At 72.6% G+C, this 14,606-nt stretch carries 12 protein-coding genes; 8 read left to right on the top strand and 4 right to left on the bottom strand.

What is annotated here, in order from left to right; translation table 11 throughout:
• Positions 1-30: 30 nt before the first annotated feature.
• The gene (locus ACZ42A_RS08485; protein ID WP_468526417.1) at positions 31-2,697 is read right to left on the bottom strand and encodes an FG-GAP-like repeat-containing protein; all 2,667 of its coding nucleotides are present in this window, start codon (positions 2,695-2,697) and stop codon (positions 31-33) included.
• Between the two features lie 274 nt (positions 2,698-2,971).
• Between ACZ42A_RS08485 and ACZ42A_RS08480 the strand changes: the two genes are divergently transcribed.
• The 5 genes from ACZ42A_RS08480 (at position 2,972) to ACZ42A_RS08460 (ending at position 7,536) form a co-directional block, all read left to right on the top strand.
• Positions 2,972-3,406, top strand: coding sequence for a hypothetical protein (locus ACZ42A_RS08480; RefSeq protein ID WP_468526416.1), 435 nt, complete (start codon positions 2,972-2,974; stop codon positions 3,404-3,406).
• A 134-nt stretch (positions 3,407-3,540) separates the two neighbouring features.
• Positions 3,541-4,158, top strand: a complete 618-nt coding sequence (locus ACZ42A_RS08475) for an RNA polymerase sigma factor (protein ID WP_468526415.1) — start codon at positions 3,541-3,543, stop codon at positions 4,156-4,158.
• Positions 4,159-4,282: 124 nt separating this feature from the next.
• The gene (locus ACZ42A_RS08470) at positions 4,283-5,371 is read left to right on the top strand and encodes a DNA polymerase III subunit gamma/tau domain-containing protein (RefSeq protein ID WP_468526414.1); all 1,089 of its coding nucleotides are present in this window, start codon (positions 4,283-4,285) and stop codon (positions 5,369-5,371) included.
• A gap of 393 nt (positions 5,372-5,764) precedes the next feature.
• A complete protein-coding gene (locus tag ACZ42A_RS08465; RefSeq protein ID WP_468526413.1) occupies positions 5,765-6,436 on the top strand; it encodes an RNA polymerase sigma factor in 672 nt (223 codons plus the stop codon).
• A complete protein-coding gene (locus ACZ42A_RS08460; protein ID WP_468526412.1) occupies positions 6,436-7,536 on the top strand; it encodes a hypothetical protein in 1,101 nt (366 codons plus the stop codon). Before ACZ42A_RS08465 ends, ACZ42A_RS08460 begins: the two co-directional genes overlap by 1 nt.
• 241 nt (positions 7,537-7,777) lie before the next feature.
• Here ACZ42A_RS08460 and ACZ42A_RS08455 read toward each other — a convergent pair whose 3' ends face one another.
• Positions 7,778-8,644 carry a L,D-transpeptidase family protein gene (locus tag ACZ42A_RS08455; protein WP_468526411.1) on the bottom strand — a complete coding sequence of 289 codons (867 nt, stop codon included), beginning with the start codon at positions 8,642-8,644 and terminating at the stop codon, positions 7,778-7,780.
• A gap of 243 nt (positions 8,645-8,887) precedes the next feature.
• Between ACZ42A_RS08455 and ACZ42A_RS08450 the strand changes: the two genes are divergently transcribed.
• Positions 8,888-10,468, top strand: coding sequence for an acyl-CoA mutase large subunit family protein (locus tag ACZ42A_RS08450; RefSeq protein WP_468526410.1), 1,581 nt, complete (start codon positions 8,888-8,890; stop codon positions 10,466-10,468).
• A 90-nt stretch (positions 10,469-10,558) separates the two neighbouring features.
• Positions 10,559-11,140 carry a Uma2 family endonuclease gene (locus tag ACZ42A_RS08445; RefSeq protein WP_468526409.1) on the top strand — a complete coding sequence of 194 codons (582 nt, stop codon included), beginning with the start codon at positions 10,559-10,561 and terminating at the stop codon, positions 11,138-11,140.
• Between the two features lie 21 nt (positions 11,141-11,161).
• On the opposite strand, the gene ACZ42A_RS08440 is transcribed toward ACZ42A_RS08445, so the two are convergent.
• Entirely contained in the window at positions 11,162-12,580 is a 1,419-nt protein-coding gene (locus tag ACZ42A_RS08440; RefSeq protein ID WP_468526408.1) for an FAD-dependent oxidoreductase, read from the bottom strand.
• A gap of 104 nt (positions 12,581-12,684) precedes the next feature.
• Between ACZ42A_RS08440 and ACZ42A_RS08435 the strand changes: the two genes are divergently transcribed.
• Positions 12,685-13,341, top strand: a complete 657-nt coding sequence (locus tag ACZ42A_RS08435; protein ID WP_468526407.1) for a TetR/AcrR family transcriptional regulator C-terminal domain-containing protein — start codon at positions 12,685-12,687, stop codon at positions 13,339-13,341.
• Positions 13,342-13,382: 41 nt separating this feature from the next.
• Here the strand turns inward: ACZ42A_RS08435 and ACZ42A_RS08430 are convergent, their stop codons facing one another.
• Positions 13,383-14,495 carry an acyltransferase family protein gene (locus tag ACZ42A_RS08430; RefSeq protein WP_468526406.1) on the bottom strand — a complete coding sequence of 371 codons (1,113 nt, stop codon included), beginning with the start codon at positions 14,493-14,495 and terminating at the stop codon, positions 13,383-13,385.
• Positions 14,496-14,606 lie beyond the last annotated feature (111 nt).

The following is a 14,606-nucleotide window of genomic DNA, read 5'->3' as shown; positions in this document are numbered from 1 at the left end:
CGGCCGTCGTACGACGTCCGACGTGCGGTGTTACGGCGTCAGCGTCTGGCCCAGGCGGGCGTCGGTGGGCGTGCCCAGGGTGGTCTTGCTGTAGATGACCGAGTCCGCGTAGCCGAGGCCGGTGCTGTTGCTCGGCAGGTGGAGCAGGATGCCGTCCGTGCCGTCCTCGCCGTCGGCGCCGAAGGTGAGGTCGGCGCGGCCGTAGCCGGACAGGTCCGTCAGGGTGACGGACGAGCCGAAGCGGTCGTCCTTCTCGGCGGAGCCGGGGATGTCGGTGGTGTCCTGCGAGACGGCGATGGAGCCGGAGCCGGTCAGGCCGGAGGCGCTGCCCCTCACCAGGATCGCGTTGCCCGCGTTGGCGTAGTTGACGCCGCTGCGGGCCAGGTCCTCGCCGGGGGCGCCGGCGAGGGCGTCCAGGTAGCCGTCGGCGTTGAAGTCGCCGACCGAGACCCAGGTGCCGAACGCGTCGCCGGACTCGTTGCCGCCGGGGACGGAGGCGGAGTCCTGGTGGATGACGGTCATGCCGGTGGTGGTGAAGCCGGTCGAGGTGCCGGGGACCATGGTGATCTGGCCGCCGGAGATGGCGCCGGACTCGGCGGCGACGGGCTGGCCGATGACGATGTCGTCGTAGCCGTTGCCGTTCACGTCACCGGCCGCGATGGACCGGCCGCCCTTGACGGAGATGACGCCGACCTTGGTGAGGCCGGAGGCGGAGCCCGCGAACCGGACGACCCGGCCGATGCCGCCGGTGTCGCGGTAGTTCAGGGCGACGTCCGCGTAGCCGTCGAGGTTGAAGTCTCCGGTCGCGGCGTCCAGGTAGGAGAGCGCGCCGGTGGCGGTGGTGAGGGCGCCGGTCTTCGTGGCGCCGCCGGTGTGCCGGACGTTGTAGTGGCCGCCCTTGCCGGTGCCGGCCGAGAACACGTCCGCCTTGCCGTCACCGTTGAAGTCGCCGACGGTGACCGTGGAGCCGAGCTTGGCGCCGGCCGCGGTGACTCCGGACGTGGTGTAGCCGAAGCCGGTGGTGAGCGCCGGGCCGTACATCACCGTGACCTGGCCGCGGTCGGCGTTGCCGCTGGTGTCGTCCTCGCCGGGGGAGCCGATCGCGAGGTCGGCGTGACCGTCGCCGTTGACGTCGCCCCAGGCGGTGGCGGCGCCGAAGCCGTCACCGGTCTCGGAGGAGCCGGGGACGCCGGGGCTGTTCTGGGTGAGCGTCAGCTTGGCGGCGGTGTCGGGGCCGTTGAGGCCGCCCGGGACCACCTTCACGGTGTTCGCCTTGGGCACGCCGGTGACCAGGTCGGAGATGCCGTCCCGGTTGTAGTCGGAGGTGGCCAGGGCGTGCGAGATGCCCGGGGTCTTGGCGAGCGTGCGGATGAAGCCGAGCTTGCCGTAGAGGGAGACGCCGGGGCAGGCGGTCGCGTTGGTGTCCAGGTGCCCGAAGACCCGCGGCAGGGTGATCTGCTCCCCCTGCGGGACCTTGTTGCCGCTGTAGTTCAGCGGCGCGCCGGAGGTCAGCGTGACCTTGCCGGCCGGGTCGATGCCGTACATGCCGAACTTCCAGGCGACGACCCGCGCGATCGCGTCCATCCCGGCCCGGCTGGGCTTGGCCTTCTCGAAGTTGCCGATGTACGAGATGCCGACCGTGTTGGTGTTGAACCCGGCGTCGTGCGCGCCGACCACCGGCAGGTCCATGCCGCCGCTGCGGCCCTCGAAGATCTGGCCGCACTTGTCGACGACGAAGTTGTAGCCGATGTCGAAGTAGCCCTGGCTGAAGTGCGCCTGCTGGATGGAGCGCAGCCGGGCCGCGGACTCGGCGCACGAGATGGTGTTGTCGGCGTCGATGCCGGTGTGGTGGATGACGGCGGCCTTGATCTCGGTGCCGTAGCTCGGCGTGCCGTCGTAGTCCGTGGACGCGCCCCACTCGGCCTGCGTGATGATCGGCGGCTTGACGACCGTGGAGGGTCGGGGCGCCGGGACCGTGGAGGTGGGGGTGGGGGAGGGGGACGCCGTCGGGGAAGCGGACGTGCTGGGGGAACCGGTCGGCGTCGGGGAGCCGGTCGCCGTCTCGGTGGCGCTCGGGGTCGGCGAACCGGTCACCGTCTCGGTGGGCGTCGGGGAAGGCGTCGGCGTGGTCGTCTCCGCGGCGAACGCGGCCGGCTCCAGGCCGCCCTCCGGGTCGGTGCCCGGGTCGAGCAGCTTGATGTCCATGCCGGCGGGCTGGCCGGTCGCCTCGGTGCCGTCGGCGTTCACGATGCGCACCTCGACGCCGTCGGAGGCGCCGGTCCACACCGACTCGGTGCCGCCGCGCAGCGCTGCGCGCTCACCCTCGGCGCCGTCGGCCTGCGGCGGCTCGACGAGCACCTTCTGCCAGGCGGACCACGTGCCGGTCTCCGCGTCCCGGGTCCGCACCTGGGGCGTGCCCTTGGCCTGCGCCTCGGGGTCGTTCCAGGTCAGCACCACCGCGCTGAACTGCTCGGTGCCGCGCCGGTCCAGGCCCTTGCGGCCGGCGCCGCGGTCCTTCAACTTCAGTGTGTGGATGGCCGGTTCGCGGACCTGGGCCTTGTCGTCGGACGGCTCGGACGGTTCGGCCATCGCGTACGTGACGATGCCGGCGCCGCTCAGCACGACGGCTCCGACCGTCAGCCACGCCCGTCTTTTCAGACTGAGCGGTTTGTACGCATGGGCCTTGCGAGGACTCAACTTCCCCACCTCTGGAAAAGGGACACGGTCGTATCACGCCTGTCACACCTGTCACACAGGCAACACTCACTCAGCGCTCGGAGCCCGCGAAACGTCACCGGGTCTTCGCACATGTCACCAACGACGCTCAAGTGGCCAGAAGGTTGTACGGGATCTGTGATTTGCCTGTGTGCGAATGGACACGTCCGTGAGCAGTGATGTTCGTGAGGGGCTGTCCGCTTGGTCATCCGGAGAGCCGGAGGGGCCTCTCCCACTTGAGCGAAGGGACGGGCTCATGGACGGGGCGGACACCAGCAGAAGGCCGTGCGCGAGAGAGATGCGCCCGTACACCACCGCCTTCGTGGCACACGTCACCGCCCGCAACCGGCTGCCGCTGGACTTCTCCGTGGCCAGCCTGCGGGTGGTCGACTTCCTCATCGACGGGCTGCGCAAGGGCGGAGCCGAACGGGAGCGGGTGGGCGAGACGCTGTTCGGGCTCGGCGCGTACGTCGGCGAGGTGCTGGTGCGCCGCGCGGGCGCGGTGTGGGTGGACTTCGACGCCCACCAGTGCACCTACTTCGGGCAGCCGGTCGGCGTCCGCATGCCGGACGGCCGGATCTGGAACCCGCTCGGCAAGGTCCACAACCGCTTCGACTCCGGGAGCCCCGAGGAGTCCCTGCAGACCTTCTATCTGACACTCCACGGACGCGCGCGCAGGGCGGTGGCGTGAGAAGGCAGGGGCCGCTGACCCGCTGTGACATTTCTGTGAGCCCCGGCGCAGATGACCATGGGGGAGGTGGGCAAGGGCGGTCGTGTCCCCCCGCTGCGGATCCGCCACAGACCGGTTAAGGGCGAGGACAGTTCTTGGGCCAGGGAGGGGAACCCCGCCGCGCGCAGGCGTACGACGGGGAACTGGGTGCGGCCGTCTCGCGGGCCCAGGACGGTGACGAGGCCGCCTTCGCGGTCGCCTACCGGCTGGTGCAGCCGGGGCTGCTCGGCTATCTGCGGGGACTGGTCGGCGACGACGCCGAGGACGTGGCCTCCGACGCCTGGCTGGAGATCGCCCGGGACCTGGGACGGTTCAAGGGGGACGGGGCGGGCTTCCGGGGCTGGACGGCCACCATCGCCCGCCACCGGGCGCTGGACCATCTGCGCCGGCAGAAGGTACGGCCCCGGTCGTCGGCCCTGGAGCAGGACGTCCTGGACCTGCCCGGCCCGCACACCACCCACGACCAGGCCCTGGAGTCCATCTCCACCGGGCAGGCCCTGGCCCTGGTCCGCGCACTGCCCCGGGACCAGGCCGAGGCGGTGCTGCTGCGGGTCGTCGTCGGACTCGACGGCCCCGCCGCCGCCCGCGTCCTCGGCAAGCGCCCCGGCGCCGTGCGCACCGCCGCGTACCGCGGACTCAGACGGCTGGCCCGGCAGCTGGGCGACCGGGGTGTGACGGATGGCGGCCCCGGGACGCTGGGGGAGTCGACATGAACGTCGACGGAGGACGTCGACGAGAACGCCGGAAACGAACACCGAAATGAACAGTGACGACGACGGCGAGGGCGACAGACCCGGCCGGGCGGACGGCAGTGGTCGGACAGAACAGGAAGCGGACATGGCGGAACGGCTGAGCAACGACGGCCCGCCCGACCCCCGGCATGCCCACCCTGCCCCGAGGACCGCGGGAGGGTCCGACACCGCGGCTTCCACCGGTTCCGACGCGAACGCCTCCGTCGGCTCCACCGCCCCCGCCGGCTCTGCCCCGCCTGCCTCCGCCCGCCCGGACGCGCCCGCTTCCGGCCGCTCGGACGCGCTTGCTTCTGGCCGCCTCGGCACGCCTGCCTCCGGCCGGCCCGACGCGCCCGCTTCCAGCCGCCCGGACGCGCCCGCTTCCGGCCACCCGGACGCGCCTGCCTCCGCCCGCCCGGACGCGCTTGCTTCTGGCCGCCCCGCCGCGCCCGCCTCCGGCCGGCCGCGCCCCGCGGGCTTCGCCCGCCCCGACGCGACCGCAACTTCCCTCCCGCCGGGGGCGATCGACGAAGCCGGGGTTCAGGCGCTGCTCGTCGCCGCGATGCGGGAGGAGCGGGTCGGCGGCGAGGGTGAGTCGCGGGCCGTGGCCGCCTTCCGGGCGGCTCGGGACGCGGGGGCGCATCAGGCGCGCACCCGGCGTCGGGACGACTGGCGGCCCCGCGGGCAGCGCGGACTCGCGCGGTCGGTGAAGGCCGCGCTCTCCCTGTTCACGGTGAGCCTCGCGCTGGGTGGTGTCGCGGTCGCGGCGATCGGCTCGGCAGGACCCGCCCCGGAGGACTCCCCCGGCGACCGCCGCAGTGCCGCCCCGGCCGACGGCGCGCCCGCCCAGCCGACCGAGCGGCCCACCGCCCCGGCGCCCGGCACTGGCGAGGCGCGCCCGGACCGCCCGTTCACCGCGGCGGACACCGAGGCCCACTGCCGCGCCTACGAGCAGGTGCAGGGCCGCGGCAACGCCATGGCGGCGACGGCCTGGGAGCGGCTGATCGCGGCGGCGGGCGGTGCGGAGAAGGTCGCCGAGTACTGCGCGCGGCAGCAGACCAGCGGTCGGACGAACCTGCCGGACCCGGCCGGACCGGGCGCTGCGGCCACCACCCCCGCGGCCCGGCCGACGGATCCCGGCAGCCAGGGCCAGGAGCGCAGGCCGGACAAGGCGCCCGGGAAGAACAGGGACTGAGGAACCGGAAGCGAGAAGCCGGACCGAGGAGCACGTGAACCGGACCGTTCGCGGCGTGTGTCTCGTCACATCCGCCGGCCCCGCAGACGCTGCCAAGGCAACGGCCGGGGCCGCCACCCCCCACAGGAGAGGCCCCGGCCGTCGCGCGGCACGGGCCGCGCGGCGACCCGTACTTCCTACAGCGCCGCGGATGCGTTTTGTGTCACACCCCCGCGTCCACGCCCGCGCACACCCGTCGCGTCACGAGTTAGTTGCATCTTCTATGGACATGGACGGGGAGCGGTTTCAGGTCGTAACGTGCCATTCGCACCGGACCGCGGACAGGTGGAAGACAGAGCGAATGTGGCAGACGCCCGCGCGAGAGCGGCGCCGGTGAGGCGCAGAGGGAGTGCGGTGCTGGGGGACGACGCCGAGTTGACGGCAGCGGTGCTGGCGGCACAGGACGGGGACGAGACCGCGTTCCGTACTGTGTACCGCGCGGTGCACCCGCGGCTGCTCGGATACATACGGACGCTGGTCGGCGAGCCCGACGCCGAGGACGTGGCGTCCGAGGCCTGGCTCCAGATAGCCCGGGATCTCGACCGGTTCAGCGGCGACGCGGACCGCTTCCGCGGCTGGGCCGCCCGGATCGCCCGCAACCGCGCCCTGGACCACATACGCATGCGCGGCCGCCGCCCCGCCATCGGCGGCGACGAGACCGAACTGACGGGCAAGGCCGCCGAGTCCGACACCGCGGGCGAGGCCATCGAGGCGCTGGCCACCGACCGCACCCTGTCCCTGATAGCCCGGCTGCCGCAGGACCAGGCCGAGGCCGTCGTGCTCCGCGTGGTCGTCGGGCTGGACGCCAAGACCGCCGCCGAGACGCTCGGCAAGCGGGCCGGCGCGGTCCGCACGGCGGCGCACCGCGGCCTGAAGCGGCTGGCCGAACTGCTCGGCGAGCCGGGCGGCGATCCGGAATCCGCCGGGGTGCTCGACGCCGTGCCGCCCCCGCGAGAACCGCGCCGCCGCGCGGTGACGTCCGCGAGTGTGACGCATACGCGCCCGCGGACGCAGAAGGACATGTGATGGCCGACGAGCAGTACAGGTGGCTGGACCGTGAGACGGCGGAGCGTTTGCTGCGCGGGGAGTCACCGGACGCTGTCGGCGCCGCCGCTCGCGGCCAGGCCGAACGGCTCGCCGAAGCGCTCGGCGCGCTCTCCGAGACACCGCCGCTGACCAGCGAGGAACTCCCCGGCGAGGCCGCCGCGCTGGCCGCCTTCCGCAAGGCGCGCGCGGAGCGGGACGAGACCCGCGCGGCACTCGCCGACCCCCTCCGCACCCGCCCGGCCGACGCCGGGCTGTTCCGCATCGGCGCCCGCGCGGGCGCCGGCGCGACGGACGCCCGCCGCCCGCGCCGGCACCGCCCGCTGCGCCTCGGACTGGCCGCCGCGCTGGCCGTCGGCATGGTCGGCGGGGTCGCCTTCGCCGCCGGAACCGGAGTGCTGCCGACGCCGTTCGACGACACCGAACCGGGCCCCGCCGCCTCGGTGTCCGCCGCCGCGACCCCGGACCGCCCGCTCATCACGCCGTCCCCGGACGGCACCCACGGCGGCGCCGGCGGCCCCGCCGCGCCCGGCGCCGGCACGCCGTCGCGGGAGACGGCCGAGCGGGGCACCGAGGCCGGCCGGGACCCCGGGGACCGGACCACTCCGTCCACCGGTACGGGCCGCTCGTGGAACGAGATCGCCTCGTCCTGCCGGGCCGTACGCGACGGCCGCAGCCTGGACGCCGACCGCCGACGCGCCCTGGAGGGCGTGGCGGGTGGCTCCTCCCGGGTGAGCCGGTACTGCGAGAGCGTGCTGCGGGGCGCCACCGGCGGCTCCAACAGCGGATCCAGCGGCGGGTCCCTCGCCGGATCCACCGGCGGTTCGCTCGCCGGGTCCACCGGCTCCGAACAGAGCCAGGGCAAGGGCGACAACGCCAACGGCGGCGGCAACGACGCCGACGGCAAGGGCAACGACGACGACGGCCAGGGCGACGCAGGCAAGGGCGATGAGGGCAAGGGCAACGGCGGCAGGAGCGACCACGACGGCCACGGCATAGCCGGCCCCGTCGGTTCGGACCGCCAGGGCCGCCTGTCCCCGGAGCCGCAGCCCTCGCTCACCCCGCCGTACACCACCCGCTGACCCGCCCGCCGTAAAAGACCCCGCTGACCTGCGCTTTTGTCTCCGGCTCAACTTTTTTTCGCGAGGGTGTGACGTTTTCGGCCGCCGTGGCGCAGTACAGAGTGAGCCGACTGGTCATCGGCCGTCGCACGGAGCCGGGGTTCCCCCCGTACCCACGGCTCGTGCACACGGCGCGGGCGGGACACGTTCCCCCGGTCCCGCCCGCGCCCCGCAATCACCGCTCTCCCGGCTCTCCCCGTTCTCACCAGTGGACGACGACCCTGTCGCCGGTCCGCACCTGAGGGAACAGCTCCGCGATCGCCGCCTCGTCCCGGACGTTGACACAGCCGTGCGAGGCGCCCGCGTAACCGCGCGCGGCAAAGTCCGCCGAGTAGTGCACCGCCTGACCGCCGCTGAAGAACATCGCGTACGGCATCGGCGAGTCGTACAGCGTGGAGTGGTGGTGGCGGGACTTCCAGTAGACCTGGAACTCGCCCTCGCGGGTCGGGGTGTACTCCGAGCCGAAGCGGACCGGCAGTGTGGTCACCGTCCGTCCGTCGATCATCCAGCGCAGGGTCCGGCTCGACTTGCTTATGCAGAGCACCCGGCCGGTCAGACAGCGCGGATCGGGCGCGTCGGCGGGCTGGCCGCCCATCAGATACAGCTCCCACTGCCCGGGCTCCCGGGTCATCCCCAGCAGCCGCTGCCAGGTGACGGTGTCCGTCTCGCCGGTCCGGGGCAGTCCGCGCTTGCCCTGGAAGCCCTTGACGGCCTGCTCGGTCAGGTCGTCGTACGTCCCGGTGGGCCCGTCGAACAGCCAGGCGACCTGCCGCAGCCGGGCCTGGAGTTCGCGGACGTCACGGCCGGTGTCGCCGCGGGACCACAGGACCGGGGGAGGAGGGGGCGGACTCGGCTTGTCGTCCGCCGTGACGCCGTCCGCCGCGGTGTCGTCCTCTGTGGCGGAGGGCTTCGGAGCGGCCGGGGCCGTGGCCGGCGCCGTGCTCGTGACCTCGATGCGCACCGGCCCGCGCGGCTCGCCGTCCGCGTCCACCGCCTGTGCCGTGCAGCCGCAGACCGTCAGCAGCGCCGCCAGCGCGGCGATCGCCCGTCCCCCGCCCGTCGTCCGCATGACAGCCCCCCGTCTCCCGCCCGCGCCGCTGACACGGCGCCTCCGTCACCTGAGATGTTCCCCGCACGTGACGGGTTGCGAACGGCGCGGCATCGTTGTGAGGAAGGTCCCAGCGTGGGGCCCTCCACCCGGCGCACCGGCCGCCGCTACAGTCCGTCGCGAGGGTCGATACGTACTGGCGAGTAACTGGCAATCGAGCAACTGGCGATCAGAGCGCGGAAGCGCTCGGCGGGAGGCAACACCATGGCGCGCGAGTCGGAGTCCGGACTGCCCATCGAGCCGGTCTACGGACCGGACGCCCTGGAAGGCTGGGACCCCGCCGAGAAGCTGGGCGAGCCCGGCGCGTACCCGTTCACCCGCGGCGTCTACCCGACCATGTACACCGGCCGTCCCTGGACCATGCGCCAGTACGCCGGTTTCGGCACGGCCACGGAGTCCAACGCCCGCTACAAGCAGCTGATCGCCAACGGCACCATGGGCCTGTCGGTCGCCTTCGACCTGCCGACGCAGATGGGCCACGACTCCGACGCGCCGATCGCGCACGGCGAGGTCGGCAAGGTGGGTGTCGCCATCGACTCGGTCGACGACATGCGGGTGCTGTTCGGCGGGATCCCGCTGGACAAGGTGTCGACGTCGATGACGATCAACGCCCCGGCGGCCCTCCTCCTGCTCCTCTACCAACTGGTCGCCGAGGAGCAGGGCGTCAGCGCGGACAAGCTCACCGGCACGATCCAGAACGACGTGCTGAAGGAGTACATCGCGCGCGGGACGTACATCTTCCCGCCGAAGCCCTCCCTGCGCCTGATCGCCGACATCTTCAAGTACTGCAAGGCCGAGATCCCGAAGTGGAACACGATCTCGATCTCCGGCTACCACATGGCGGAGGCGGGCGCGTCCCCCGCGCAGGAGATCGCCTTCACCCTCGCCGACGGCATCGAGTACGTCCGCACGGCGGTCGCGGCCGGCATGGACGTCGACGACTTCGCCCCCCGCCTGTCCTTCTTCTTCGTCGCCCGTACGACGATCCTGGAGGAGGTCGCCAAGTTCCGCGCCGCGCGCCGCATCTGGGCCCGGGTGATGAAGGAGGAGTTCGGCGCGAAGAACCCCAAGTCCCTGATGCTGCGCTTCCACACCCAGACGGCCGGCGTGCAGCTGACGGCCCAGCAGCCCGAGGTCAACCTGGTCCGCGTCGCCGTCCAGGGCCTCGCGGCGGTGCTCGGCGGCACCCAGTCCCTGCACACCAACTCCTTCGACGAGGCCATCGCCCTGCCGACGGACAAGTCGGCGCGGCTCGCCCTGCGCACCCAGCAGGTGCTGGCCTACGAGACGGACGTCACGGCGACCGTGGACCCCTTCGCGGGCTCGTACGTCATCGAGAAGATGACCGACGACGTCGAGGCGGCGGCGGTCGAGCTGATGAGCAAGGTCGAGGACCTCGGCGGCGCGGTGTCGGCCATCGAGCGCGGCTTCCAGAAGAACGAGATCGAGCGCAACGCCTACCGGATCGCCCAGGAGACCGACGCCGGCGAGCGGGTCGTGGTCGGCGTCAACCGCTTCCAGCTCGACGAGGAGGAGCCGTACGAGCCGCTGCGCGTGGACCCGGCCATCGAGGCTCAGCAGGCGGAACGGCTCGCGAAGCTGCGGGCCGAGCGCGACCAGGCGGCGGTGGACTCGGCGCTGGCGGCTCTGAAGAAGGCGGCCGAGGGTGAGGACAACGTCCTGTATCCGATGAAGGACGCGCTGAAGGCTCGGGCGACTGTGGGTGAGGTGTGCAACGCGCTGCGTGAGGTTTGGGGGACTTACGTGCCGAGCGATGCCTTCTGAGCTGGTCGCTTACTCCGTATGAGTGATCAGCGGCGGAGACGCCCCGTTCCCCGCTACTCTCGTGAAGAGTGCTCCTGAAAGGAGGTTGCCGTGGCTGTGATAGAGCGCGAGATGACGATCGCCGAAGCTGCCGACCGTGTCTCCAACTGGCTGCCCGGACACCGCGTGGAGATCCTTCGAGGGAGCATCATCGTGTCGCCGCCGCCGGATGAACCGCACCAGGGAGCGGTGTTCGAAATCGGTTGTGAGATCCGGCAGGCCGGGGCGAAGGAGGCAGGTGTCAAGGTTCGCCCCGGTATCGGCCTGTGGCTGCCGACGGGGCCAGCGGATTACGCGATTCCGGACTTGTCCGTCGTCGAGGCCGATATTTCGCACGCGCTCGTCAGGAAGAACTGCTACGCCCCGCATGTCTTCCGCATGGTGCTCGAAGTGACCTCCTCCAACTGGGCGGACGACACAGCCATGAAGGTCGAGCTCTACGCGGAGGCTGGCATTCCCGTCTACCTCGTAGCTGACCGTCGACACAACGAGGTCCTCCTCTACCAGAACCCGGCCGACGGCAAATACCCCGACCCTCTCCGCTACAAGCCCGGCGAGACCGTCCCCGTCCCCGAATCCGTCGGCGTCACCCTCGACCTCTCCGTCGACACCCTCCTCGACGGCGACGACTGACCGTCCCACTCCGGCACCCCGCTACCGGGCCGCGCCCACCCGCGCCGCGTACTCCCTCAACCCGGCCGCGGTGTCCCCCGCCCAGCCGACGTAACCGTCGGGCCGCACCAGGAACACACCGGTGCCGTACGGCTCGTACGCGGGGATCCGTACGGCGGGCACCCCGAGGGAGGGCACCTCGGCGTCTGTGCCCACGGTGAGCAGCGTCCAGTGCGGCCCCCGGAAGGCGTCGAACAGCCGTACGCCGCCCACGGTGCCGTCGGGCGCGCGGTCCCCGGCGCGCAGTGCCCTCTCGGCGAGGCCGCTCCGGCGCTCCACGCTGAGCGAGCCGTCGCGGTAGCCGAGGCCGAGCTGGCGGGTCGCCGCGCCGCGCCGCACCTCGCCGCGGTGGACGCCGGTCGACAGGCCGAGCATGTCGGCGGCGACCGCCCGCCGCTCCTCCTCGTAGGAGTCGAGCAGTGCCTCCGGTGCCTGCCCGTCCAGCACCGCGGCGAGCTTCCAGCCCAGGTTGTAGGCGTCCTGGACGCTGGTGTTGAGGCCCTGTCCGCCGGCCGGCGAGTGGACGTGCGCCGCGTCCCCGGCGAGGAAGACCCGCCCGGCCCGGAACCGGTCGGCGAGGGCGGCCCGGGCCCGGAAGCCGGACGCCCAGCGCACCTCGGTGACGTCCTCGGCGGCGAGGTGGGAGCGGTCGGCGACGACCTTGCGGACGGCGTCGGGGGAGAGGTCCACGTCGGTGCCCTCCGGGAACTGCGCGACCAGCTGGAAGTCGTCGGTGCCGGCGAGCGGGCAGAGCGCGAGGAAGCCGCCGTCCTCGTCGCGCGGCGGGAAGATGTGCCAGTTCTCGCGGTCCAGTCCGCGGATGCGCAGGTCGGCGACCAGCAGGGGCTGCGGGTCGACGGTCTCGCCGGTCATGCCGATGCCGAGCGCCGCGCGCACGGCGGACCGCCCGCCGTCGGCGGCGACGACGTACCGGGCGCGTACGGCGGACCCGTCGGCGAAGCGGGCGGTGACCCCCTCCCCGTCCTGGGCGATCCCCACCACCTCCCGGCCGAACGCCACCCGCCCGCCCAGCGCGGCGAGCCGGTCCCGCAGGATCTCCTGGGTCCGCCACTGCGGGACCATCCACGGCTCGGCGTGGGGCGAGTCCTCCGTCGCCTCCGCCGGGTCGAACATCCGGTGCTCGCCCACCTTGGCGCCGTCCTGCCAGATCGCCCCGACGGGGTAGCTCCCGCCCGCCGCGAGGATCGCGTCGAGGACGCCGAGGTCGTCGAAGACCTCCAGGGTGCGGGGCTGGATGCCCTTGCCCCGGGAGCCGGGGAACAGCCCGTCCGCCCGCTCGACGAGGAGCGCGTCGGTGCCGCGCCGGGCCAGGTCGATGCCCAGGGTGAGCCCGGTGGGTCCGGCGCCGACGATCAGGACGTCCGTGTGCGCAGTGGTCATGGGCCTATCCTTAACGATGTTAAGTGCCGTCGCCGGAGAGCGTCTCCTTAACGTCGTTAAGTTGTCAAGCGGGGAGCCCCGCGCGGCGCGATAAGTTGGCTCCCGTGAGCACGGAACGACGAGCCCCCCTCGACCGCCGCCGCGTGGCGGACGCCGCCCTCAGGCTGCTCGACGAGGTCGGCCTGGAGGGCCTGACCCTGCGCGCCATCGCCAGGGAACTGGACGTCAAGGCCCCCGCGCTCTACTGGCACTTCAAGGACAAGCAGGCGCTGCTCGACGAGATGGCGACGGAGATGATGCGCCGGATGACCGCCGAGCTGACCGCCGGACCCGAACCGTCCGACGGCGGCGACTGGCGGGAGACCTTCCTGCGCCGGATGAGCGGACTGCGCGCCCACCTCCTGCGCTACCGCGACGGCGCCAAGGTCTACGCGGGCACGCGCTTCACCGACCTGTCGTACGCCGAGCCGATGGAGGCCAACCTGCGGATGCTCACGGAGGCGGGCTTCACCCCGGCGGCCGCCGCCCGCGCCTGGTTCACCGCGTACAGCTACACCCTCGGCTACGTCATCGAGGAACAGGCGATGGGCCCCGACCCGGCCGCCGGCGGCGAGGGCTACGACCTCGACGCCCGCGACGAACGCCTCGCCGCCTACCCGCTCGCCGCCGCCGGCGGCCGCGAGTTCTTCCAGCACCGCGACCAGGGCTTCGAGACCGGCCTGCGCGCGATCATCGAGGGCGTGGCGGCGACCCTGCGCTGACCGGATCCCGCCCGCCGTCAGAACCGGTCAGGCCCCCGCCGTCAGCCCAGCGCCCGTCGCAGCCGTGGTGTCGCCCAGTCCTCCACGTACCGGTTGAACAGCCGCGCCAGCGCCAGCATCGCGACCAGCGTGGCTCCCAGCGTCAGCCAGGACGGCAGCGCCAGCTCCTGGTGGAAGACCTCGACGGCCACCCAGCCCAGATGCTCGTGGACGAGGTAGAAGGGGTACGTCAGCGCGCCCGCGGTGGTCAGCCACGGCCAGTCCGCCCGGCGCAGCCAGCCCAGCGCGACCGCCAGCACGGCGAGGAAGCCGAGGGTGACGATCAGGATGATGACGGAGGCCGAGCGGTAGGAGAAGTGGCCGGGGCCGGGGCTGTGCCACAGGCTCGCCACCGCGTAGTGCTGCCCGGTCAGCCAGCTCACCGCGACGATGCCCCACGCGAGCGCGTCCCGCCGGTCGCGGTGCAGCAGGTACAGGCCGATGCCGCCGATGAAGAACGGCGCGTACTCGGGCATCAGCACCAGGTCGAGCAGCGGCTCGTCGGCGGCCTCGGCGATCGCCGCCGCCAGTGTCCACACCGCGCAGAACAGCACCACCCGCCGCCGGCTCGCGCCAGGCAGCACGACACACAGGGCGAACAGCGCGTAGAAGCGGATCTCCACCCACAGCGTCCAGCACACCCCGAGCACCCGGTCGGCGCCCAGCGGCTGCTGAAGCAGCGTCAGGTTCAGCAGCGCGTCGCTCGGCGAGACCGCCGCGAACGCCACGCCCGGCAGCGCGAACACCGCCGTCACCAGCACCACGGCCACCCAGTACGAGGGCATCAGCCGGGCCGCGCGGGAGGCGAAGAAGGAGCGCAGCGGACGTCCCCAGCCGCTCATGCAGATGACGAATCCGCTGATCACGAAGAAGATCTGGACGCCGAGACAGCCGTAGGCGAACCACTCGTGCAGGGTGGGGAATTGCTGTTTCGGCGAGGAACCCCACGCCTCGGTGATCTCGCCACCCCGGCCGCCGTAGTGATACAGCGCCACCATCAGCGCGGCCACCAGCCGCAGCCCGTCCAGCGCGCGCAACCGGCCCGCCCCGGCGACGCGCGGTTTCTCAAGAGCCGTGGGGGCGGGCTGCGATGGGCTGACGACCGTTTCGAGCACAGCGCCACCCTAGGCGGCGCTTCCTAGCAATTCCGTTCGACGGAAACACGATTTGCCCATGCGTCCCGATCGGTTCACCTGGACTTCGCCTTGGTTTCTTAACGTTCTCAA

The organism is Streptomyces sp. NPDC030838, from assembly GCF_055572035.1.
The sequence above is the reverse complement of the archived record's forward strand: the minus strand, read 5'-3'. Positions and strand labels throughout refer to the sequence as shown.

Bases quoted from the DNA above. Each gene is read 5' to 3' on its own strand.
- ACZ42A_RS08450 (WP_468526410.1), top strand. From the start codon at position 8,888: ATGGCGCGCGAGTCGGAGTCCGGACTGCCCATCGAGCCGGTCTACGGA.
- ACZ42A_RS08460 (WP_468526412.1), top strand. From the start codon at position 6,436: ATGGCCGACGAGCAGTACAGGTGGCTGGACCGTGAGACGGCGGAGCGT.
- ACZ42A_RS08440 (WP_468526408.1), bottom strand. From the start codon at position 12,580: ATGACCACTGCGCACACGGACGTCCTGATCGTCGGCGCCGGACCCACC.
- ACZ42A_RS08470 (WP_468526414.1), top strand. From the start codon at position 4,283: ATGGCGGAACGGCTGAGCAACGACGGCCCGCCCGACCCCCGGCATGCC.
- ACZ42A_RS08480 (WP_468526416.1), top strand. From the start codon at position 2,972: ATGGACGGGGCGGACACCAGCAGAAGGCCGTGCGCGAGAGAGATGCGC.
- ACZ42A_RS08455 (WP_468526411.1), bottom strand. From the start codon at position 8,644: ATGCGGACGACGGGCGGGGGACGGGCGATCGCCGCGCTGGCGGCGCTG.